At 53.9% G+C, this 22034-nt stretch carries 20 protein-coding genes and 1 pseudogene; 13 read left to right on the top strand and 8 right to left on the bottom strand.

Annotated features, from left to right (window positions below):
* Positions 1-425: 425 nt before the first annotated feature.
* From YA0848_RS25635 to YA0848_RS25610, 6 genes are read left to right on the top strand one after another with little or no spacing between them, the layout of a single operon-like run.
* A complete protein-coding gene (locus tag YA0848_RS25635; RefSeq protein ID WP_232925181.1) occupies positions 426-1379 on the top strand; it encodes a dynamin family protein in 954 nt (317 codons plus the stop codon).
* Positions 1376-3634 carry a dynamin family protein gene (locus YA0848_RS25630; RefSeq protein ID WP_198712535.1) on the top strand — a complete coding sequence of 753 codons (2259 nt, stop codon included), beginning with the start codon at positions 1376-1378 and terminating at the stop codon, positions 3632-3634. The genes YA0848_RS25635 and YA0848_RS25630 overlap by 4 nt, the downstream gene beginning before the upstream one ends.
* A 12-nt stretch (positions 3635-3646) precedes the next feature.
* The gene (locus tag YA0848_RS25625) at positions 3647-4543 is read left to right on the top strand and encodes a hypothetical protein (RefSeq protein WP_057711635.1); all 897 of its coding nucleotides are present in this window, start codon (positions 3647-3649) and stop codon (positions 4541-4543) included.
* A gap of 4 nt (positions 4544-4547) precedes the next feature.
* Positions 4548-7748 (top strand): ATP-binding protein, encoded by a 3201-nt coding sequence (locus YA0848_RS25620; protein WP_126588263.1) that lies wholly within the window; start codon positions 4548-4550, stop codon positions 7746-7748.
* A complete protein-coding gene (locus YA0848_RS25615) occupies positions 7745-8332 on the top strand; it encodes an HNH/ENDO VII family nuclease (RefSeq protein ID WP_126588262.1) in 588 nt (195 codons plus the stop codon). Before YA0848_RS25620 ends, YA0848_RS25615 begins: the two co-directional genes overlap by 4 nt.
* 15 nt (positions 8333-8347) lie before the next feature.
* Positions 8348-8755 (top strand): SMI1/KNR4 family protein, encoded by a 408-nt coding sequence (locus YA0848_RS25610; protein WP_126588261.1) that lies wholly within the window; start codon positions 8348-8350, stop codon positions 8753-8755.
* Between the two features lie 686 nt (positions 8756-9441).
* Here YA0848_RS25610 and YA0848_RS25605 read toward each other — a convergent pair.
* Complete coding sequence (locus YA0848_RS25605; protein ID WP_126588259.1) at positions 9442-10494, bottom strand: ADP-ribosylglycohydrolase family protein; 1053 nt, start codon at positions 10492-10494, stop codon at positions 9442-9444.
* Between the two features lie 10 nt (positions 10495-10504).
* Positions 10505-10762 (bottom strand): hypothetical protein, encoded by a 258-nt coding sequence (locus tag YA0848_RS25600; RefSeq protein WP_126588258.1) that lies wholly within the window; start codon positions 10760-10762, stop codon positions 10505-10507.
* 119 nt (positions 10763-10881) lie between these two features.
* Here YA0848_RS25600 and YA0848_RS25595 point away from each other — a divergent pair, with 119 nt between their 5' ends.
* The gene (locus tag YA0848_RS25595; RefSeq protein ID WP_126588257.1) at positions 10882-11757 is read left to right on the top strand and encodes a helix-turn-helix transcriptional regulator; all 876 of its coding nucleotides are present in this window, start codon (positions 10882-10884) and stop codon (positions 11755-11757) included.
* Between the two features lie 83 nt (positions 11758-11840).
* Here the strand turns inward: YA0848_RS25595 and YA0848_RS25590 are convergent, their stop codons facing one another.
* A complete protein-coding gene (locus YA0848_RS25590) occupies positions 11841-12518 on the bottom strand; it encodes a hypothetical protein (protein ID WP_126588256.1) in 678 nt (225 codons plus the stop codon).
* Between the two features lie 206 nt (positions 12519-12724).
* Positions 12725-12916 (bottom strand): annotated as a pseudogene (locus YA0848_RS25585) (transporter substrate-binding domain-containing protein); the annotation flags it as partial.
* A 120-nt stretch (positions 12917-13036) separates the two neighbouring features.
* On the opposite strand from YA0848_RS25585, the gene YA0848_RS25580 reads away from it, so the two are divergent.
* Both YA0848_RS25580 and YA0848_RS25575 read left to right on the top strand, forming a co-directional pair.
* Positions 13037-14377, top strand: coding sequence for a hypothetical protein (locus tag YA0848_RS25580; RefSeq protein ID WP_185833384.1), 1341 nt, complete (start codon positions 13037-13039; stop codon positions 14375-14377).
* Between the two features lie 743 nt (positions 14378-15120).
* Complete coding sequence (locus YA0848_RS25575) at positions 15121-15651, top strand: hypothetical protein (protein WP_126588255.1); 531 nt, start codon at positions 15121-15123, stop codon at positions 15649-15651.
* A 23-nt stretch (positions 15652-15674) separates the two neighbouring features.
* Here YA0848_RS25575 and YA0848_RS25570 read toward each other — a convergent pair whose 3' ends face one another.
* Genes YA0848_RS25570 through YA0848_RS25555 form a run of 4 tightly spaced genes read right to left on the bottom strand, consistent with a single transcriptional unit; the run spans position 15675 to position 18999 of the window.
* Positions 15675-16436, bottom strand: a complete 762-nt coding sequence (locus tag YA0848_RS25570; RefSeq protein ID WP_126588254.1) for an SIR2 family NAD-dependent protein deacylase — start codon at positions 16434-16436, stop codon at positions 15675-15677.
* A complete protein-coding gene (locus tag YA0848_RS25565) occupies positions 16423-17430 on the bottom strand; it encodes a hypothetical protein (RefSeq protein ID WP_126588253.1) in 1008 nt (335 codons plus the stop codon). Before YA0848_RS25565 ends, YA0848_RS25570 begins: the two co-directional genes overlap by 14 nt.
* Before the next feature lie 55 nt (positions 17431-17485).
* A complete protein-coding gene (locus tag YA0848_RS25560) occupies positions 17486-18085 on the bottom strand; it encodes a hypothetical protein (RefSeq protein ID WP_126588252.1) in 600 nt (199 codons plus the stop codon).
* A 26-nt stretch (positions 18086-18111) separates the two neighbouring features.
* A complete protein-coding gene (locus YA0848_RS25555) occupies positions 18112-18999 on the bottom strand; it encodes a tetratricopeptide repeat protein (RefSeq protein WP_126588251.1) in 888 nt (295 codons plus the stop codon).
* Positions 19000-19105: 106 nt separating this feature from the next.
* Here YA0848_RS25555 and YA0848_RS36535 point away from each other — a divergent pair, with 106 nt between their 5' ends.
* The 4 genes from YA0848_RS36535 to YA0848_RS25535 all read left to right on the top strand — a co-directional run bounded on the left by YA0848_RS36535 (position 19106) and on the right by YA0848_RS25535 (position 22019).
* On the top strand, positions 19106-20101 hold the full coding sequence (locus YA0848_RS36535) for a helix-turn-helix transcriptional regulator (RefSeq protein ID WP_126588249.1): 996 nt from the start codon (positions 19106-19108) through the stop codon (positions 20099-20101).
* 71 nt (positions 20102-20172) lie between these two features.
* On the top strand, positions 20173-20337 hold the full coding sequence (locus YA0848_RS25545; RefSeq protein ID WP_185833383.1) for a hypothetical protein: 165 nt from the start codon (positions 20173-20175) through the stop codon (positions 20335-20337).
* 3 nt (positions 20338-20340) lie between these two features.
* A complete protein-coding gene (locus tag YA0848_RS25540; protein WP_126588247.1) occupies positions 20341-21495 on the top strand; it encodes a hypothetical protein in 1155 nt (384 codons plus the stop codon).
* 233 nt (positions 21496-21728) lie between these two features.
* A complete protein-coding gene (locus tag YA0848_RS25535; RefSeq protein WP_126588245.1) occupies positions 21729-22019 on the top strand; it encodes a hypothetical protein in 291 nt (96 codons plus the stop codon).
* The last annotated feature ends 15 nt before the right edge of the window (positions 22020-22034 follow it).

Below are 22034 nucleotides of genomic sequence, written 5' to 3'. Positions count from 1 at the left end.
GATTGCGTTAAAGATTATTGGATTCAGGCCGATAGATGGCTTAACCGGCGCTCTCCCAAGACAGCCAAGCATTTGTACAAGGATGACTCGCTTGACCTCAGCCAAGACCCATAACGCCATTCATATGTGACATGGATCTCAGGCGTGGATCGATGTGATCAACAAGAAGCTGGAGAGAATGCGCGGGCTCTACAGAAGTTGCCCCTGCGACCTGTTCTGTCGCGCACCTGTGAGAACGTCACCATCCAAGCAAACAACGCGTGACATTTTAACCAGGGGCGATAGCGCTGCCGCCGCCCCTATAGCACTCATGGATTACGACTAGCCAGACGCGTTCCGACGCGACGGGCGATAGGGATAATAAGTTTATGAAGCAAACAGCGCCCAAAAAAGCGCAGGCAACCACAGCTAGGCCACGAAGGCCTTTGACCACGGACACCTTCGACGTATTGGTGCTGGCGACTATGAGCGCCGGCAAAACGTCCTTCATCAACGCCTTGATCGGGCAAGAGCTTCTACACACGGCCAATGAAGCCACCACTGCCTGCATGACCAGCGTCGAACATCGTCAGGGTACGAAGTATTTTAGCGGCGCATGTTATTCGTACTCCGATATTGAGTTAGCACGTCAGCCAAAAACTTCGGCGGAGCTTGTTCGTAACTGGAATGCCAATGCCGAGGTTAAGCGCATCACGCTGGCTGGCAGCTTTAAAATCGTGCCACGTCCGGCACCTGGGCTGGTGCTGCATGACACGCCCGGACCGAATAACAGTCAGGACGACGGGCATGCTCAATTGATGCTTGAGGCGGTACGTACGGTCTCCTTCAAAGCATTGTGCTATGTGCTCAATGCCAGCCAGCTGGGAACGCAGGATGACAGGGCCTTCCTGGAGCAACTTCGCGATGAACTAGCCAGCAAGCCTGGCCACCCGATTTACTTCATTCTCAATAAAGTCGATTTGCTCGACCCAGAAAGGGGCGAAGACATCACCACCTATGTCAGCAGCGTGTACAGCTATCTGACGGCCATAGGTTTCGAGCATCCGATGATCATACCGACCATGGCCAGTACCGCCCTCTATGCCCGCAAGGCATTGAAGGCAGAGACATTGACCCGCACGCAGCGCTCGAAACTTCGGCAAGCCCTAGATGATCTCGGCGATAACAAACGCGCCCTGCTTCACGCCACTGTAGTACCCGACTTTATCAAGAAGCGGGTCTTCAAAACGCTGGCCAGCCTCGAACGGCAGCATCAGGCCAAGCCATCTGACGAGCAGGCCTGCGAGAAAAATGAATTACAACAACTGGTTGCCATCAGCGGCCTTAAAACAGTTGAAATCCTTATAAAACATCAACGGCAATCGGTTGAAAACCCATGAACGCTATCGAAATCAAGCACAACCCATTCACCGTCGACACTGCTTTTCTGATCAACGGGCAAGCCCCCGCAGATGGTTGCAAGCTTTCGAGCTACAAGGAATCGCGACTGCAGGTCTGGGTCGAGAAGCTGTTCGACGAGTTGAACAACCTGTTCAATGGTGACAACAACTACCACATCACCTTCAAGGGCGTAGAGTCGGACTATCTGGATATCGTCGAGGCTGCGGAGGTGGCCATCGCTAAAGGCATGCAGGTCGAGCTGACCTGGATTGAAACGGTACCTACTGAAACTCGCCTGAAACAGATTCGCGAGCTGATGCAAGAGGCTCAGGAACATCCGAAATTTGAGCACTTCATTAACGAAAACGAAGAGGTGCGCAAGTCCTTCAACGAAGCGTTCAACCGCGATTTTGACGTCTATGTCGTGGCCACGATGTCTTCAGGAAAATCGACGCTGATCAACGCCATGCTCGGCCGCGACCTCTTGCCAGCGGCGAACGAGGCCACGACGGCGACCATTGCCCGGATTACTGACAACGATTCGATGACGGGGCGTTTTACAGCTAAGCGATTCAACCGTAGCGGTGACAAGGTAGGCCAGGATGATAATGTCACCCTGGAAACGCTCAAGGAATGGAACCTACTGACTGATACTCAGGTAATTGATATCGAAGGCAATATTGAAGCGATTCAGGAACGTGAAAGCGTGCGCCTGGTATTGACCGATACCCCCGGCCCCAACAACAGCCAGGATGAAGAACACCAGCGTACCACCATGGGCTTCATCTCGGACTCCAAGCGCAACCCGCTGATCCTCTATGTGCTCAACGCCAGCCAACTAGGCACAAATGACGACCGTAACCTTTTGAGCCTGGTCGCCGATACCATGCGCAAGGGGGGCAAACAGAGCAAGGACCGCTTCATCTTCGTGATCAACAAGATGGATGTGTTCGATCCTGAGAACGGCGAAGACCTGCCCTCGGTTTTGGCCCGCGTCAACCAGTACCTCACCAGCAATGATATCCATAACCCACAGATCTATCCGGTATCCGCTAACCTCACGCGCTTGATTCGCAAACCAAGCGACGAGCACACCCGCAAGGAGCGTGGTGAATACAAAGCGATGGCCGACATGTTCAGCGAAGAGCCGAGCATGAACCTGCTCCAGTACATGCCGATTAGCTCGAGGGTCAAACGTAACCTTCGAGAGAGAAAACACTCAGAGTTGCTGCTGAGTAGCGGCCTCCCGGCAGTTGAGGCGATGATCGATGAGTACATCGACAAGTACAACTTCCCGCATCGTTTGAAGCGCGCTTATGACGCCATGACCAAGGCAATCGAGGTGGGGCTCAACGAGGCCGAGTTGATCGAGCAGTTGGATCAGGATGAGCGCTTTCTCCGTCATATCAATGAAGAGATTCAGGCACTTCAGCAACGGCAGGAGCAAGGTTTCGACACGGCAGCTTACAAGGATAAAATCGCGCGGGAAGGTAAAGATCTGCCCGCGGCCACTGAGCGTGAGCTGTCTGAACTCGAAGGCGTGATCCAACCCGTTTTGAGAAAGCTAGCGGAGCGCTTCACTAGCAGTAGCGTGACGGTAAGTATTGCCGAAACACGCATCCAAGAGGCCGAAGAGCAGCTTCAGTTCCAACACAGGAAACTGATCAACGCTTATGAGGATGTTTTCAGCTCCAGCCAGGAAATCATTCGCCAGGACCTGCACCAGGAGTACCAGCGCTACATCGCCGACCTGTTTAATGATACCCAACACCTGCAGTTGCCTATCCTGGAAGGCATCAAAAAAACGGTCGGGGATATTTCGTTCAACCTCAACGTGAAAAACAACGAAATCCAGGAGCGAGAGATCGTCATCAGCTCCCGCGAGGTCAGTGCCAGCAAGTGGTACAAACCCTTCTCCTGGGGCTCGACCAAGACCGTCCATGAGTATGGGACTGAAACCTTCGTAGATCTCGAGGCCTTGTGGAAAGAGCGAGTCACCCGCGTTGAAGCAGAGTTTGAACGCTTAGTGGACAGCGCCCGAAATGAAATTGAGGTCGGTAAAAATCGCCTGATCGACCAATTCCTGGCATTCATGAACAGGGAGTTCGATACAAAATTCAGTGAGCTGTTGATTTCACTGAGTGAAAAGACGAGCGACCGCAACGCCCGTGAACGGGCAATTGCAGAGGCAAAGGAACTGCATAGCTGGATCGAAGCCTTCAAGTCCAAACTCGACAATACTTTGGCCGTTTAACCTGGAGCTCATATGACAACCTCAACCGCAACGCTCTCCAAAGCCCGAAAAGGCTTTCTAGCGTCACTCGATGACACCCAACTCAGCACTGAACTTTTGCTGGATGTGCTTACACAGGCACAAGCTCAGACCCCTGAACTGGTTGTCAGCTACGAGGCAGGTGAAGCAAAGAGCCCCATAGACAACGATCCAGTCAGTTGGACCAGCTCTTACTACAGCCGTCACAAAATTCTTGCTGAGCACAACTTTTCCCGCGAGCGCCTGGAACACTTGATCCGTGTTCGCGATCACTTCCGCAAACAGAGCATCAAAGGCTTCGTTCCGTCTTCCGAGCGGACGAGTGCCACAGTTGAAAATTCCCGGACTGCGTCGATGCATTACACACCCTCTGCAAACCTCAAGAAGTTCGTCGACGAAGGTGACTTGCTAACGATCCGCACCGCACTGCGGATGGAGTTGAACGACAATCGTCTTTCAAGCGAAGAGCTCCGTGCAGCGCTGTCATGGGTCAAAACCAAAGTACCCGGCCTTTGCGAAAGCTACTCTGAGAAAGCCTTCGCCCGTGCAATGGACCCGGATCGCAACCATTGGACTTCGGAGTACTACGACGGTCAGGTTGTCTACCTGAAGGCCAACTTCGCCGAAGAACGCTACTTGCATCAGATCGACGTACGCTCGTTACTGCGTGAACGGGGCGTAGAAGGCTTCGTTGCGATTGCGCCAAAACCGAAGACCGCCTCAAGCCAAGCCTCGCCAGCAACATTACAACAACAGCATCATTCCTCGCAGTCGCAACGCTCCCCCCTCTCCTCTTCCAGCTCGGAGCTCAACCCTGTGTTCAAAACAGCGTTGATGATCGGTGGCACCATCGCCGCACTGGTGGTCTTTCTGATTGCGCTGGTGAAGTGACCCCATGAATACGACTACCCTCAGTCCACTGGCCATCCGAGAAATCCAGCAAAGCGCTGCCTTGACACTGGAGGCCGGACGGGCACTGATCAATCGCAGCTACCTGTCGGAACTGGATCGATACCCGGTTCACTCCTCCACCGAGGCGGGCGTACTATTCAACCGGGCGAGCGACATGCGGATCTTCCGTGTCGAACGTATCGTCCAGGACAACAAGCAGTCGGTGCTCGAAAGCACGACCGCGGCCTACACCGCACTGGGGGCCGCCGGGTATTCGGTATTCCTCTTCCTGCGCTCCGATGGCCGCGAAACGGACCTGTATATCGGTACCCGTGGCGAATCTGGAAAAATGCTCGGGCAAAACTCCGGCGAACTGCTACGCGAGACCTTCAAGGGGCACTTCTCGGGCAGTGCCTTGCACGCCCTAAATGTCCAGGACGCCAATTCGCTACTTGATACACTGCAGGCGGAAAAGGACAACCCCGCTGCCAGTATCACCGCAGTGACGGGCGTGCCGGCGCTGTCCACCGAAAACCGCGAGCATTTCATGCAGGGGCTTGAGCGCTTTATCGATGCGGCTGAGCAGCGCGTCTATCAAGCGGTGATTCTGGCCGAGCCGGTGTCTTCGCAGAACCTAGACCTGATCCGTGCCGGTTACGAGCAGGTCGCAACTCAGCTCTCGCCACTGCTCAAGCAGCAACTGTCGTTCGGTGAGCAGGAAAGTGACAGTGTCGGGCTCAGCATCAGCCAAGGCCTGAGCGATTCACTGGGGCACAGCCTAGGCCTGACGGAAACCAGGGGTACGTCGGAAACTATTGGTACCTCGACCACTGAAACGACTGGAACCAGCGAGTCGTTCAGTGCGCAGACCACGCTCGGCAAATTGGCATCCTTTGGCGGCAAGATGGTCGGTTCATTGTTCAATGAGCAACGGACCACAGGCACCACACAATCCACCGCCCAAGGCCGCAGCGAAACCCACGGCACGTCCTGGAGCGAGTCTGCATCCAGGACCACCTCGACAACCCAGACCAACAGCACAACCGACAGCCGCTCGCTCAACAAGACCACCGGCGCCAACCGCCAGATCTCGATCGAGATGACCGACAAGACCATCGAGCAACTGTTGAGCAAAATCGATCACCACCTGCTACGCATCGACGAAGCCAAGACCTACGGCGGCTGGAACTCGGCCGCTTACTTCATCGGCGACAGCAAGGCATCGTCCGAGTCACTGGCAAGCATCTTTCTCGGCCTCGTTCGCGGCAGCAAGTCCAGCCACGAAGACTTCGCCCTGACCACCTGGACCTCAAACCACAAGTCAGCGGTGCTGAGCTGGCTCTCAACCTTCAGCCATCCGCAGCTCAAGCCTGGCTTCTCGACGCGGGTGCCGATCAGCTATGTTACCCCTGCCACGCTGATCTCCAGCAAAGAAATGGCCATTCAAATGAGCCTGCCACGGCGCTCAACCTCGACGGTGTCAGTGGTCGAGACCCAGGCTTTCGGGCGCAAGGTGCAGCGCCTGGATGGCAACGCCACACTGTCTTGCAAGGACAGGACGCTGACCCTGGGCAACATCCGTCACCTCTGGGAAAACCTGCCACAGACGATTGAACTGAGCCTGGATCAGCTGTCCAGCCACGTCTTCGTCAGCGGTTCGACCGGTGCCGGCAAAAGCAACACGCTATACGAAATGCTCAACCAGGTCAGTGCCGCGGGCGTACCGTTCCTGGTCATCGAACCGGCCAAGGGCGAGTACAAGCACGTCTTCGGACAGCGCTCGGATGTCAGTGTGTTCGGCACCCACCCGGCCCACAGCGACCTGCTCAGGATCAACCCCTTCCGCTTCCCGAGTGCAATCCATGTGCTGGAGCATGTGGATCGGCTGGTGGAGATATTCAACGTGTGCTGGCCGATGTATGCGGCCATGCCTGCGGTGCTCAAAGAAGCGATCCTGCAGGCGTACCAAGCCTGTGGCTGGGACCTGGAGCTGTCCAGCAACCGCTACAGCGATAGCTTGTTCCCGACCTTCACCGATCTGCTCAGCACACTGGAAACAGTCATCGAAGCATCGGCCTACTCCCAGGAACTCAAGGGCAACTACATAGGTTCGCTGTCTACGCGGATCAAATCCCTCACCAACGGCTTGAATGGCCAGATCTTCGCTGCGAATGAAATCGACAGCAGCGTTCTGTTCGACAGCAATGTGATCATCGATCTTAGCCGCATAGGCTCGTCCGAAACCAAAGCCCTGATCATGGGCATCCTGATCATGCGCCTGAGTGAACACCGCATGGCGTTTGGCGGAATGAATCAACCGCTGCGTCACGTCACCGTACTTGAAGAAGCACACAACATTCTCAAACGCAGCCCTTCCGAAGGGGGGGGCGAAGGCTCGAGCATGGTCGGCAAGTCGGTTGAAATGCTGACCAATGCGATTGCCGAAATGCGCACCTATGGTGAAGGTTTCATCATCGCTGACCAGTCGCCGCATGCGGTCGATATCGCAGCGATCCGCAATACCAACACCAAAATCATCATGCGCCTGCCCGATGAGATGGACCGACGCCTGATCGGCAAATCCGTGGCCCTGCGTGATGATCAGCTCGAAGAGATCGCGAAGCTGCCCAAGGGCGTTGCCATCGTCTACCAGAACGACTGGCTGGAGCCGGTGCTGTGCCAGGTCAGGAAGTTCGCCGGTCGAGAAACAACCTACATCTACCGCCCCGCAGCAAATGCCAATATCAACAGTAGCCACTTCAATCAACAGTTGCTCAGCTTACTGCTGGCACAGCGTATTAACACGCCGGTTGAAGTAGAGGTGGCACTGCTGGAAAACGGCTTGTGCAACCTGCCGTTGCTTGCCCGGTGCAAAATTGCCTTGCTCCAAGCGCTCGACGAGTACAAGGAAGATCAACAGCTGACACTGTGGAAACCGGAAGCCTTCGCTTACACCTCGCAATTGGTGGTCGACTTTCTCGGCTGCCGCAAGCTGGTGCAGCAGGCGATTCAGTCGGCGACCGATTATGGCCACCTGAGTGATCTGCTTGACCAATTGCTGAAGGGTTGTGTTGCCGGCCTTGGTCAGGAATTGGCCCTAGCCGCCCAACAATGCCTGATGAAAGACTTCAGTTTGCAGCATGACAGCCACCTCGAGATCTATTCCATGTGGCGCACCCGCCGTAAAACAGAGAGTGTCCTGTGAAATTTGAAAACTTCTCCGCCGAAAAAATCGAGGTTCCATCGAAGCTGGCGTTGATTGCCCGGGAAATGCCCGACAAATGTCTGAACGTCGCTGAACTCGACAAGCCAATGGCGCTCACCCAGGAAAATCGCCTGGAGTTGCCCGAGGTCTCTCCCGAAACACGCGAACGCCTAGAGCACCTGGGTTTTCCAGAAGAGGTGCTCGATGTAATCGGCAGTGAGGCCGAAGCTCGTATCTACGAGGATGCCAACCTGGAACCGGCGCAGGTCAATGGCAAGGATGCGCTGATTCGCACGGATATCGATTACGACCAGAAAGACCTGTTCGGCAACACCAACCTGGAACGGATGCAGATGGGCAAGGCGCCGCTGGATGCGAACGGCAAACCGATCGAACTCCACCATATTGGTCAGAAGCAGGATTCTCCGCTCGCCGAACTGACCAGCAGCGAACATCGTGGCAATGGCAATGACAATGTGCTGCACAACAAGCAGAAAGAGTCGGAAATCAATCGAGAAGATTTCGACAAAGAACGAAAAGACTACTGGAAGGCGCGAGCTGAACAGATCGAAAACCAGCAGTGAGTACGAGCCCCTCTTATGAAAAAACTAAAAGATTTGGTTGACCGTTATCAGGCTAATACCCGCCCTGCGGACTCGGCCAGCATCACTGCGCTCCAGGAACAGCTTGGTTTTGCTCTTTCTGCCGAGTACACGTCGTTCCTGTCAACATTCGGGGTGATTGTCTTTGAGGCCTATGAAACCTATGGTCTTGGTGTTCCGAATGACTATTACCTGCATGTCCTGAACAGTTTTACAGATCTTTCGCGCGATCCAAGCTACCCGAAAAATGCTGTACCGCTGATCGAAATCGGGGACGGCCAGTACTATCTATACGACAACAAGGCCCAAAAGGTTCTGCTATGGTCTACTCCCAATGGCGGTGTGATCCGGGTATTGGACGTTGACCTTGATCAATTTTTGATCAGTCATATCTTTGCTGAATAGCAACGTGTGCGGTATTGGTGTTCAAGTGATACTCAAGACCGCACTACCTAGGCGAACAGGAAAAACCTACCGCGGAGGCTGTCAGCTTCGTTTGAAGAACTAACTGAGTGCAGTCGCTACTGCACTCAGCTCCTGCAACCGCCGGGCAATCAACATCCAGAAAAACCGTAATTGTTTCACCTTCATCCGGGATCCGGAATAGAACGCCGATATCTTCAATTACATACGGACCGTCTCTATATCCGCGTATGCCACCAATATCAACGCACACAGCTTCCAAGAACCCTACGCCAACTTGAACAATGGCCCCTCCCAAAGCTCGTTACATTTACCCGTTCCCGGCAGAAGGCGACAGACGCGTCCAGCGACAGACAAGTCTGGGCAATAAACAGCCCAGCCCAATGGCATGTAGACATGATGTCTACATGCCCAGCGCTTGTAATGCCTTTACCGGCTCGACAAAAATTCGACCAGTGTTCTCTCCAACAACCCTGGAGGTCGGGTAGTCAGCGAGGTGCTCTGGCACTGGGGACATCGATCAAACCGATATCCTGGCCGCAGCACGTCACTTTGCGGTGCCACTGTTTTCCTCCACCCGCAATTAATGCAGACATAGGTAAGAAGTCTAGGCCTCATGGGCATGGTAGTTCTCCAAATGCTGATACGCACTCAATGACTTAACTCACTCAGTCCCCGGGATAGGCCCGCTCGATCTGTTCATCGAGCTCCCCGCCATGTCCACAATAATCACTAGGTACACGTTCAATATCCTCGGCAATCTGCTCGATCACTTCGCGCAGCTCCAATTGCCCGTACCATCGAGCAGGAATCGCCGCAGCACCATACTGAACTCCCAACAGGTGCCCGGCGATCAACCCGGTGCTGTCACTGTCGCCACCGTGATTCACCGCAGTGATCACGCCCTCCTCGAACGAGCGCGCGGCCAGGGCGCACCACAACCCAATAGCCAACGCCTCTTCGGCGACCCAACCGCCGCCGAATTCGCCTATGCGTTGCGGGGTGGGTTGGTAGCCCTCGTAAAAGAAGAACAGCACGCGCTCGATTAGACTACGTGTTTCTTCCATACCGGGCATTTGTCCGTAATTGGCCAAGCTTTGAGTAACTGCGTGCTCCAGACTGTCTTGCCGATCGACAATGCGCTGGAGAATATCGGCGAACAGTCCGGCCGCCAGGTAGCCCGTGGGGTGCCCGTGGGTCAGGCGTCCTGACTGAGCAGCGTAGTCAAAGGCGTTGGCAAAGAACGCACAGGGCGCGACACGCATCACGGCGCCACAGTCTTTACTGTTGTTCTCGGCAACAGCACCTAGCCGTAGACTGGCCTTGAGTGCACTGATGCAGGTAGTGCCAGGAGCGCGACGAGACCAGAGCGCCAGTTGCTCGACCAACCACCCATCCCGGCTGATAGGCATCGCCGTAGGGTAATCCTGGGTCATCAGCCAGCGCAGCAACGCATGATGGATAATGCTCGGAACGTGGCAAATCCCCCGCGAACTGCCGCGAACATAAGCCCGCAGCAAGCCTTCTGCGGTGAAAAGCATCATCTGCGTGTCGTCGGTGATGGCGCCGGTGATACCGAAAGCAGGGGCAAAATCAACGATACCTTGTGGACCGAATTTAGCTTCGATTGCAGGCCATTCGAGGAACTCCACCGGGGCGCCCAACGCATCGCCGACGGCACCGCCCAACAGACAGCCTTTGATCCGTTCAAGTCTGTTCATGTCCTTTCCCTTATCCCTCTGCCGGGATCAATTCCTGCAAAATCACCAGCTTTCTTTGCAACTGCTCTATGTGCTCTTTCTCAGCTCGCAGCGCCGAACGCAGTTCCCGATTTTCCATTTCCCAAATCCGCGCCCAGCGCACGTCCTTTTGGAAGCCAAGAGCCATTTGCCAGAGTTCACGCAACCTCAGGCACTGCAGCAGAAGCACCAGCAGGATTGCCCCCATCATCACCAATGCACCCGTCGAAACTGCTTCCGACATACTCATGACCACTTCCTTCCGTGAGTTCGATTCATCTCGAAGACAAACACACGATATGTAGTGATTAGTGACAGGTCTAGAATGTAGACTTATACAGGTAAAGTATTCGCGCACATGGAGAGGTTATGAAACGCAAGCAGTCCATCGAACAAGTCCGCTGGGATTTGGCACTTCGCTATCGTTTGATTGAGACCGTTGCCTGGTGGGAGGGCCGGTTGACCACGGGGCACTTGATGCAGAGCTTCGGCATCAGCCGACAGCAGGCATCCAAAGACATCAACACCTACATCAACGAGCATGCGTCTAAAAACCTTACATATGACAAAAAAATAAAGGGCTATGTGCCCAGCACGGCGTTCAAGCCGCTGTTCATTGACGACAGTGCCAGCGCCTATTTGCACCTGCTGTATCAAAACAATGCGCGCGCGCCGCACATTGAGGGCCTGGCCCTCGCTTATGCCCACACCAAGGTGCTGGAAGTGCCGGATCGCTCGATCAAGGCAGAAATCCTTCGGCCGTTGCTCAAGGCTTGCCGCGACCACCTGCGCCTGGACATTGACTACGTTTCGCTGAATAGCCCAGACCCCGAGGGCCGCACGATCGCGCCACACACCCTGGTGTACACCGGCATGCGCTGGCACGTTCGCGCCTACTGTGAGAAAAACCGTGAATACCGCGATTTTGTTCTGAGTCGACTACGCGGTGTGCCCGACGTGCGGGATGATGAAACCGAAAATGGCATCGATGGAGATGATGTCTGGAACACCGAGGTGGCGGTGATCATAAAGCCCGACGAGCGCCTGACGCTGGCGCAGAAGGCGATCATCCAGACTGATTTCGGTATGGTGGATGGGCAGCTAGAGATTCCCAGTCGCCAAGCGTTAGTCAAGTATGTGTTGCAGCGGTATCAGATCGATCCCAAGAATCTAGACCCAAAGCCGGAGGCACAACAGATAGTGGCGGGGAACCTGAAGGAGTTGAAACACTGGTTGTATGACTGAGGGAGTCAGGCACACATCTTCATTCCAGGCAGCGCGTTCCCTGAACTTACGCATTGCAGCGTAATACTCAGGGGCCGAGCGCGTCAGAAGTCGTCGTAAATCGAGTGGGCCTGGGCGAGGTCGTTCTTGATTAGCTGGAAAAACCCACGCTCCACATCCGCCACCCGGTATCTCCCACCGTAGTAAGTCGAACTGATGCAACGACACTCAGAGCGCCAAAGATCGTACACCTGCTCGTTGGCTTGGGTAATTGGAATGCTTGTCGGATATAGGGTCAGTCGATCTAAAGCCCTGCTGATTGGCCGGGCTTGTTTCTTCAACTTACAGATCTGCAAATCCAGCACGCAATACTCCTGGGGGTTCAGGAACATCAGAATCTTGGACACGAAAGAGATATTTGAGTAGCTGGGAAACCCGAGTCGCTTGAGCGCAGCCAACGAGGGGTGACCTGTGCTAACCAGGCCACTGAACGAGGCGTAAGGAGCAAACGAGCCAATCAGTGAGTTAAATTTTTCGAATCGGCTATCTCTGTAGCCGGCCGTCGCGTTTCCCCAATAAATGATGTTGCCCAGGCCTTGCTCGATATCGGTAGGCACCGTCGACCGCAGTTGGGTCTGAATGATCGACTCCAGTTGCTGAATACTGCTCGCTACCTGAGGGTTCTGCTGTTTCGGCAATGCGTGATCGTAGTAGTCCAAAGGGAAGCTATAGGTATGGATGGAGTGCTGCAGGGCCTCTATCTGGGTCCGATTTAACGGCATAGGTTGTTCCTTTAAGGGTCAACAGAGGGCAGCGCCAGTTGCGCCAACGGCGTTACCGATGAGAGACGTATCGACACGAAGTCATGCTTCTTGAGTTTGCTGCATTGGATGAATGAGGATGCTTGCTTGAACTCGCTTTAGGTTCCGGATGTCGCAGCCGGTCCACGCTCGGGAATCACACCAAGCCTTTCCGTCACACTCATCTACGAAAGAATGCCGTCGAACTTCCTCGCTTTCAGCCCCGGGATGACGCTGCCCCTGGGACTTTCCATCCATACGCATTTGACCTTGAGCTGGGCACAGATGGCGCTGCCGATATCGATGTCGAGCCCCACTAGATTACCGTCGGGAGCCTTCGACTCGAACGGCGCGTAACTGGGATCGACACCGAAGCGAATAACCGGAGCAATCGCAAGGTCAGCGCCTTTTCACTCATAGGAAAAATGTCACGACAGGAATTGTCGCAAGCTTAGCGATAATGGAACCTCACCGCAAAAAACCGATCACAGGGGCCTCTCATGACGCGCAATGACTACCTTACTAATCCGACCGTAAAAGATTTCATCGAGTGGCTCAGCGGTAACCTGGACAACACCACGATTCGTCATCAGTACCTGAATCGACAGAGTAAAACCTTGTGGTATTGCGACAGCCTTGCCGACGCTTACTCGGTATACCAATGGCAACATCCTGCAATCGAGCGCCTGCAGGTTCCGGCAGGTAAAACCGCAGTGAGCAACGATGTAGCTCTCAGCGCCCTAAAGGCCGACCTACAGAAGGCGTTGGCACTCGCCCCAGCGGTCAACGATGGAGCGTGCTGCCAAGCTGCTATCGACGTGATGATATGGGGCGGTGTACAGAGCAATAACGTTGCCTGGCTCAATATGAACTTGCGCGGCCTGGCAGCTACCCTATCAGCCACCCGTGACGCCATCGACGCTGGCGTAACCGACGTCCCCATCCTTCAGGCCAAAGACCTCCGATTCAACGCAGGCATGACCAAGGTCTACTCGCTGGTCTGCAAGGACTTTGTCATTTATGACAGCCGTGTCGCAGCAGCGCTTGGCTGGGGCGTAGTGATGTACTGCAAAGTTCGACAACTGAAGACTGTGCCGGAGACCTTGGCTTTCCCATGGGCACCAGCGAAGGAAACCGGTAAGCATTTCGTGAAGTCCCGAAACCCATCCGAAGGAAAGCTTCGTTTCCCCCGCCTGAAAGCTGGTTCCCACCATGCGGAATGGAACATGAAAGCAAGCTGGATTCTCAGCAGTGTAGTTGCCCATCCAAACGCTGCTGCGAGCGCATTCCTAGCCAACGACGGAACCAACGTTGATCCACTCCGCCGCCTGGAGGCCGCTTTATTTATGATCGGGTATGATCTTTGGAATCACCCAGAGGAGGGCCAAGGATCAACTCAACAGTTCGAGCCGGATCTCTCATGGATCGATTGCTGCACACCCACTCGCCGCAAGCCCTTCCGTTACAAGCTCACCGATGAAGGTTTCAGCGTTGAAGGAGGTCCATACTTCCCTGTCGGGGTCGTAAACAAAACCTTGGGCAACCTCCAGAGAACGTTCGGCATCCAGCCTTTCCCGTTAGCCAACAAGGCCGATGACGTACGCAACGGGGATAGCGCCGAAGGGATCGGAACTGCATACCACCACGCTACAAATGGACGTGGCAACATCCCCGACACCAGCAAGCTGGCGGCGATTCTCGAAGATCTTGGGGTGTTCACTGTAAATCACAGCACCAAACTATGGGCGCTGAACGCTGACCTGTTAGCTACGAACGTCGACGGGCAGCCCGACATCGCGCCCGTCATTCTGCGTACGATGGATGAAGATACCATTAGCTGATATTAGTCCATGAGCCAAACGAACATCTTCTCGGTGATAGTCGAGCGGACATCTGAGTCGACAGTCTAAAGGGAGATCGGCCTCGCTTTTTGACCGTCCGTTGGGTCCAGGCTGCGTGGAAAACTCAAAGTTTGGTTGTTTTAGGCCCCCCCTTCCAACTAGTCGATCATCGCGTATGCCCGATTACAGGAGGTCGATTTTTGAGTGAGTCGACCTTCGCAGGGGTTTTCACACAGCCTAGGTCGATTGCTGCTGGTCGTAAATGGCCGGAATCAGCCAGAGCCATCCCTTGGCCTCATTCCAGCAACTGCGATTAATCGCGACTACCCCGATCCCGATAACCTCTGCGTAAATACACTTACTCCAACTGACCCTCATCTTGCGAGGAACTGGCACATTCCGGCAGCGCCGGGTTAAGCATCTATACGACACAGCGTGTCGCTCAGGTCATCTAAGCTTCGGTGAATTCTAGACCTAGCAAATACAACATCATGACTAATCATATCTTTCCCCCTCCAGCCCCACCGCGCCCCATGTCTTTGCCGGTACCTGAAATCGATCACGAAGGAGCCCGCTGGCACGGGCGACTTGTCGGTGTACTGGTGAGTGCAGCGCTCTGGGGGCTGATATTCAGTTGCTTACATTTTGCGGTGAATGGCACAGAGATCTGGCCGCTGTTTGTAATTGGCGCCATATTCTCTCTGGCGTTTTCAATACCGTATATCTGGCGGTAGGTGGTTAAGATGAATAAACCCGAAGAGATTCAGAAGATTTTATTGGTAAAAGATACCGACACACGACAAGTCGTCTACGGGCAAATTTTCTACGATCATTACTTCGACGATGAGGAGCCTGCCACCGATAGAGTAGTACGAGACTATCTTAAGACGTTCTGCATGGATTGCGTCTTGCTGTCGAGCGACAAACTCAACTGTGTCATTCTGGACAGCTTTACTGGACAGGTCTGTAAGGTCACCGAAACGCCCGGCGCGAAGGAGTACGCCATCATCATAAATCGACTGGCTTGCAACAGTGATGCCGCTTGGCAGAACCGGAGCCTTTCGGAAAAATCATGGAAACCGGCTCTGAGCTATTGGGAATTAGGTGGGCAACTGATTGGTCCCATCGAGTCTGGTGACAGGCACCCTAGCTACTGGGACTCTTTCATTAGCGGAGTTTGGTACGTCATCAGCATGGTGGCTTTATCGCTGATTCTGGTGGCGGTGATTAAAACGCTACTGGGTGGGCGTAAGGCCGATGATCATCCGGGCTGATTTTTAAGAACAATGCACTTAGCTCAAGTTTTGAATGCCTGTTCAAGCAATTCTGGCAAGACCTCGCCAGCCAGGCCGACCAAGCTAAACTCCCGATCATGCAGCTTGGTTACGGGCTGAGTATTGATGTGTACGACCGTCGCTCCATTGTCGAGCGCTACCTGGGGAATCCGCGCCGCAGGCTGAACCAACCCGGAGGTTCCGATGGAAAGCAGTAAGTCGCAATGACGGGCTGCATCGTAGGCGGCCAACAATGCAACGTCCGGCAGAGATTCGCCGAACCAGACAACCCCAGGTCGAACCTTTCCGTTGCACTGTAAACAGCGAGGAGGCTCGATCCTTTCGCCACTCGTGAGCAAAGCGGGCAGTATTACGGTTTCGCGGTAGGGTTTATTGCAAGCAAAACAGCGAGGCTCGTTTAGGCTCCCATGCAAGTGCACTACGCCGGAGCTTCCAGCTCGCTCATGCAAGTCATCGACATTTTGGGTAATGACCGTGAGCTTTGCCACCCGAGCAGCTAACGCAGCGATAGCCTTATGCGCGCTATTAGGCTGCGCCTCAAGCCCTTGCCCGCGACGCCATTCGTACCAACCCCAGACAAGTTCTGGATCACGCAGAAAAGCTTCGGGAGTGGCAAGGTCTGCGGGATCAAAACGCTCCCAAAGACCACTGAGAGAATCGCGAAAGGTGGCAATACCACTTTCCGCAGATACTCCCGCACCGCTGAAAATTACGATGTAAGACGCAGAACGAAGCGTCTTCAGTTGTTGATCAGATAACTGCATATGCGGCGTCAGTTGGGGCGTTAGGGGGTGGAACAGAAATACCGGTCCAGACACCTGAGTATTTGACGTTGTAGCCGATCATGAATAACGCCCTCTGGATGTCGTCAACTGTCACGCTGACGCCTCGATTGTTCAACGAAGAAGCCATATTTCCTAGTATGCCGCCACTACTGCGCACCAGTTCGGCCCACGACTGATTTTGCTGAGCCATTTGTTGGGCTGGCTGATACAGCGATTTGAATTTGTACACCCCCAGCGAAGGATCACGTGCATCAGGCTGTTCCCCTCGTTTCGGCCCCCAGCGAAACGACAGATCGGCCGGAACACTCAGGGAACCAAGATTTTGTAGCCAGTACCGAGTCAGCAAACCCAATGCTGCTCCTACTCGCCCGTCGTACATGATGATATTTAACGGATCAGCAGCGGCATAGACCTTGGTCATAGCCGAGTTCATTAACAATTCTTGTCCATCAAATATGGCCAGGGAGCTTGCGCATCCTGGCTGAAGAAACTCGACCGCCATTCTGATTGAATCGCATAAGCGCCCCATATCGGCCTGGCTATTCACCCACAAACGCGAGCTATCGTTTGGTTTTCTCGCCACTCCCCCCCATTCAAAAATATCTAAACAGGCATCCCTGACGTTCTTGTTATCGCTGCAAATCAACCCTGACTGCAATCGCTGAACGATGCACTGGAAAGAATTGGGTAATGATTTCTCAGGCCACGAATAATTTAGATAAGCCTCCTTCAGCGTAGAGCACCACCACTGGCTCGTAGGATGGCCGAGTTTGGCTCTCCATTTCGCCCAAGCTCTGTGGTTCGTAATCTCATAACAATGAAAAATGCCCGAAATGCCCGAAATGCCCAATAACGCGAAGGGCGACCCGGCCTCCCCGGATGATTGAGAAAGAGGGAATTCTCGAGGTGACCAGAGGTCTTCCAGATAGTCGGCAAAATCTTGCTGATTAGTAGTTAGGCTGACTGTCAGCATGTTAAGCGACCCTCCAAATCGTTCAATGATTGGTCTTGGTGAGCAGCAATATTCACTATATCGGCTCTAGGCGGTAGCTAGCAGATTTGTCGATTAACTCAAAAAATAACTCGCCCTCACCTTTTCTGGGCACAGAAGATGCTGCCGCCCAGAACGTTGCATGGGTCCGCGCCAGCTCGCAGAGTTCATGTACTACACCGCTCTCAAGACGTAGGTTTTCCAACTCATCGCGCTTCAGACCCGGGAGGAACAATAAGGCGATATCACGTTTTTGGTTAACGGAAATCTCGGTTAACTCCTTGCTGTGACGGCTGAGCCACTGGGTAATCAGACGAATATCGGCGTGGTGCCTGGCATCGACCACTTCAAGCTGTGCCAGCTTTATCGCTGAAGGTGCCACTATTAACCGACACGCAACGTATCGATCACCCCCTACTAAGGCGGCGCTGGCATTCAGCAAAGCCAATTCCGGTGTGGGACTGGCATATGTTGAATGGCGTCGGGATGGGTAATGTTCGGGCCGTAACCATTCCCACAGGTTATCGACTACATACGGGACATTACTGGGAATCCTAGCTGACATCTGGCGTTTGATTCCCTCTGCTGATGCCGCCAATTTGCTTTCAGGTATCGCCCGGAAAAGGTTTGCGCTCATGCGTTGCTCCTTATGTTCATCTATCTTCAAAGTGTCTTCGAGACAGCAAAAAAATGAGGTCGACGGTCATCGACGCCCACTTCCAGTACCCACTGGCTGCCAAGCCGAATAGCATGATCACGCCAGAAGTCATACATGAGTCCATCCGGGTCTGGCGGTGCCAGCAGGGTCGAGTTATAGAGATAGGCCAAATACTCGGCCGCCATCATGTGTCCCTTCATTGCCGCCCATTGCAGCCAGTAGATTCCGAGTGCCCGTTCATGAGTGGGTGAGTGGTTATCCAGCACCAAGCAACCCAAGAGGAAGCAGGCATCAAGATCATCGTCTTCAGCTGCCCGCATGTACCACTGCACAGCTTTGTGATGATCAGCCGTCCAGTCGTCGGCACTTTCGCAATACAGACTACCCAGCACGCGCGCGGCGCAAAGAACACCGCCCTCGTACGCCTGCTCGTAGTAGCTGATAGCCAGATCCCGATCAACCGGTACACCCTTGCCATAGAAGGCTTGCTCGCCGAGATTGAAAGCCGCCTCTGCGGAACCAAGAACGAAGGCTAACTTGAAAAGCCGTCGGGCCAGAGCAGGCTCGAACAGTACTCGACTGCCATTGAGCCATAGCCAGCCCAGGTCATTAAGAGCATCAGGGTCTGAAGCCATCGCATCATCACGCAGAGATTCATAGTGGACTCGTAACCTGCCAGGTTCGACCATACCGCGAAGCGGATTGGCGGCCTTGATTTGATAGTAAGTCGCCAGGCAAAAATCGTTGGTTTGGCCGATCTCCAAAATTCGTAGTGAAGGAATGCCGATGCCGGCATAAAGGGCCAGCACGTCGTCCGGCTCGAAAAACCGGATGCCATTGACCATGGGCAATATGCCCTCCAATAGATTGAACACCTGGGCGTCTTTAGTCATGCTCATGTCCTGATCGGCGAACTTATCGGGTCCGCCTATTCTCCAGACATGGGCGACAACCTGTGTCGCATAGCAACCCAGATAATTGAAAGGCAGGGATATCTCCGTGGAACAACTCTTTCGTCAGGAAGTGCTGCTAGGTTTGCTACCCCGCATGGAAAGCGCCATTGACACAAAAACCATCCATGAACGCCTCGAAAACCAAGGAATATTTGTCGATCTACGCACCCTACAACGCCATCTACGCGAGTTGGAAAAACGCTTCCCTCATGTAAAAAGTAAACCTAAATCACTTACAGCCAAAGCCAGGATCTGGTGGGCAGACAGATCACTTTCTCGCTTAAGCCTGTTGCCGACCGATGCGATGAGCCTAGTGATGATCATGAACCACGCCAGTCGGTTTGGTATGGCGGCCCAAGTCACCAATCTTTCGGCACTGCATGAATATGCCCGGTCTTTGATGCGTGAGGCCCGGCCGTCTGAGGACTGGTCTAAAAAAGTCATCAGCAATACCCGCTTCATCACTTTAAAACCGGGCAAGGTAGACCCTCAGGTACTCGAATCCCTTCAGAAGGCGCTACTTGATGACTACGCTGTCGAAGCTCAATACCTCAAACGCGGCGCACGCGAAGCTAAGTCCTATCGTCTTCTACCGCTTGGATTGTCCTATCAAGATTCCAACATTTACCTCTCCTGCGTATTTGCGAATCAACCAGACACCCGGCCGGTGGCCTTGCCACTACATCGGTTCATTTCAGTTAAAACAATTCCAGAAAAAATAGCACCCCCTGAAGATTACGATATCAACTCGGTTAGCGCGCAGCGCAGCCTGATCAGCCTTGCGTCAGATACGCCGGTACCGCTACGTCTGCTTTTAAGCCAAGAGATGTACGAGCGACTAGCGGAAAACCCACTCACAGAAGATCAACAACTACTCGATGAAAATGGCTGCCGTACGATGGTGGGCAGCACCCACCTAAGCCAAGGCCTAGAGCTTTGGCTTCTCAGCCAAGGTGACAATCTTGAAGTAGTCGAACCGTTCACCCTGCGCGAGAAAATGGCAGCCACCGCACAAAAAATGGCGGCGCTTTATTTGAAATAATTAGAATACGACATAGCGTGTCGCACGTTGCGTAAAGACTCTTCTCCTACCAAATCCAAGGAGTCTTGACGATGAAAACCTACAAAGCATTCATGCAACGTGTCACGCCTAACGCAGGTCCAGCGGCCAACTTCACCATCACTGTGCAAGCCGTCACCTCGGCCATGGCCAAGGTGACGGCTGAAGCCCAATACCCCGGCTATAAATGTCCTAACAGTCCGATACAGGTGCGCTGAAGCATGAAATATTTCAATGCGACCTTACGTCGCCCGTTTGGATTGACGCCCAAGGATTTTTTGCACGATGTTCACTGCTGTGGCGAAGACCATGAGTGTGCGAGACAGGCCGTCGAAGATCAAAACCCTGGCTTTCATTGCCAAAAGCTTGAGACGTTCAACATCGCAGTTGTCGCCAATAACGAGAATGTTGCAAGCGAATGGACTCGTCGAATGCTGACTTTCTGTAACCCCGACATGCCCCGCGGCGAAACCTATGCCGGCAACCTCAACTTTCATAGCCTTACGGCAGACGAAGCAATCACAGCCTCAGACCTTAATGAAATTCATGTGCTTGATTGCAGCGAACTCTCTACCCAGCACTGGCTGTCTTTTTCCGACCAGACGAGATGCGTCGTCAATCTCCATCATCGGCAATCCTTACGGCCAGTGTTCTATCCGCATTTTAGAAATTTCCTCTGGAGCGCGGAAGACGACGCCAGTGCTTTCTGGGGTTCTCTGTATTCCGCAATCGGCAGTCGCGGCGCCTTAAGTCTCAGCTGGGAGGCGTATGTGCGGTTGGCATCGGGGTACGGTATTTGGCGGGGAAAGGTGGTCCACGGCACCGACCCCATTGTGGCTACTCGGTCACTAGTGCAGGGCCTGGCGCACCAAAAAACAGGTCAACCGGTACTGATCATCGCCGCACCACAGTCATTCACGATGGGGGACTTAGTCAAAGTGGACGACGCTGTGACTGAGGGTTTACCCATGGAGCGCAAAACACTCCTTACGGTGTGGCCTACAGGCACTCGACAGAACTTTGGTCTTTCGTTGCTATGGTTCAGCCCTGAATGGCCGAGTGCGAACTCAGTGACAATCGCTACTCCCCCCTCGTACTGCCTTAAAGACATCGTCGCCACTTGCGAGCACTTGAGTGCCATGGGGAGGGACCGATCCGTCTGCCCCGAACTCGAGTCGATACTTGGCCCCGATGAAATTGCCGAACTCGTGACCAGTAAAATCCTGACCGAAGACGGGCGGCTTGACCTGTGTCTAAGCGGTAATCTCAGCCCCCCTTGGAAAAACTTCTGTATGCTCTCGCCTGGAAAAACGGTGACCTGCGGAAGGTGGGGCATGTCGTCGACGGAGTACGTTCTACCGACAAGCCACCAGTAGTGTTGGTCAATGGCCCAGGCTAGGTGTTCAAGCAATTCGGCAAGCACCTCGCCAAACGGGCAGAGCCCATCGTTGATCAACACGTGCTTCGTTCATACGAACTGTACCGACCCCTGATTCTCGACGAAGCGAAGGAGAACCTGACACTTGAGGATGCAGAGGTAAATCGTATTCGCAGGAAAAACTTGTAGGATCGAGATGTCAGCTGGATAGAAAGTTACAAAGACTGGCTAATGACGCACTTCCGCAAGCAGCAAACCGAAAGCCCAAAGTATGTGATGAATATCGACATGGTGCTTTTTGCCTTGGGTCGCGCGATAAAGACGCGCTACCCCCTCCATCTTCGAGAAACGTCACTCATGAAAACGTACTCAGCCTTCATGCAGCGCGTTGTCGCCACTGCTGGCCCACAGACCAATTTCAATATCACAGTGCAAGCGGTCACTTTCAGCTTGGCCAACATTACGGCCGAAGCACAGTACCCTGGCTACAAATGTCCCAACGCACCGACCCAGGGGTGTTGAGAAAACCAACACACG

This window comes from Pseudomonas sp. S4_EA_1b (assembly GCF_016307435.1).
GTDB lineage: Bacteria > Pseudomonadota > Gammaproteobacteria > Pseudomonadales > Pseudomonadaceae > Aquipseudomonas > Aquipseudomonas rhodesiae.
The sequence above is the reverse complement of the archived record's forward strand: the minus strand, read 5'-3'. Positions and strand labels throughout refer to the sequence as shown.

Coding starts and splice junctions, on each gene's coding strand:
- YA0848_RS25630 (WP_198712535.1), top strand. CDS start 1,376: ATGAACGCTATCGAAATCAAGCACAACCCATTCACCGTCGACACTGCT.
- YA0848_RS25625 (WP_057711635.1), top strand. CDS start 3,647: ATGACAACCTCAACCGCAACGCTCTCCAAAGCCCGAAAAGGCTTTCTA.
- YA0848_RS25620 (WP_126588263.1), top strand. CDS start 4,548: ATGAATACGACTACCCTCAGTCCACTGGCCATCCGAGAAATCCAGCAA.
- YA0848_RS25610 (WP_126588261.1), top strand. CDS start 8,348: ATGAAAAAACTAAAAGATTTGGTTGACCGTTATCAGGCTAATACCCGC.
- YA0848_RS25605 (WP_126588259.1), bottom strand. CDS start 10,494: ATGAACAGACTTGAACGGATCAAAGGCTGTCTGTTGGGCGGTGCCGTC.
- YA0848_RS25600 (WP_126588258.1), bottom strand. CDS start 10,762: ATGAGTATGTCGGAAGCAGTTTCGACGGGTGCATTGGTGATGATGGGG.
- YA0848_RS25595 (WP_126588257.1), top strand. CDS start 10,882: ATGAAACGCAAGCAGTCCATCGAACAAGTCCGCTGGGATTTGGCACTT.
- YA0848_RS25590 (WP_126588256.1), bottom strand. CDS start 12,518: ATGCCGTTAAATCGGACCCAGATAGAGGCCCTGCAGCACTCCATCCAT.
- YA0848_RS25580 (WP_185833384.1), top strand. CDS start 13,037: ATGACGCGCAATGACTACCTTACTAATCCGACCGTAAAAGATTTCATC.
- YA0848_RS25575 (WP_126588255.1), top strand. CDS start 15,121: ATGAATAAACCCGAAGAGATTCAGAAGATTTTATTGGTAAAAGATACC.
- YA0848_RS25570 (WP_126588254.1), bottom strand. CDS start 16,436: ATGCAGTTATCTGATCAACAACTGAAGACGCTTCGTTCTGCGTCTTAC.
- YA0848_RS25565 (WP_126588253.1), bottom strand. CDS start 17,430: ATGCTGACAGTCAGCCTAACTACTAATCAGCAAGATTTTGCCGACTAT.
- YA0848_RS25560 (WP_126588252.1), bottom strand. CDS start 18,085: ATGAGCGCAAACCTTTTCCGGGCGATACCTGAAAGCAAATTGGCGGCA.
- YA0848_RS25555 (WP_126588251.1), bottom strand. CDS start 18,999: ATGACTAAAGACGCCCAGGTGTTCAATCTATTGGAGGGCATATTGCCC.
- YA0848_RS25545 (WP_185833383.1), top strand. CDS start 20,173: ATGAAAACCTACAAAGCATTCATGCAACGTGTCACGCCTAACGCAGGT.
- YA0848_RS25540 (WP_126588247.1), top strand. CDS start 20,341: ATGAAATATTTCAATGCGACCTTACGTCGCCCGTTTGGATTGACGCCC.
- YA0848_RS25535 (WP_126588245.1), top strand. CDS start 21,729: ATGACGCACTTCCGCAAGCAGCAAACCGAAAGCCCAAAGTATGTGATG.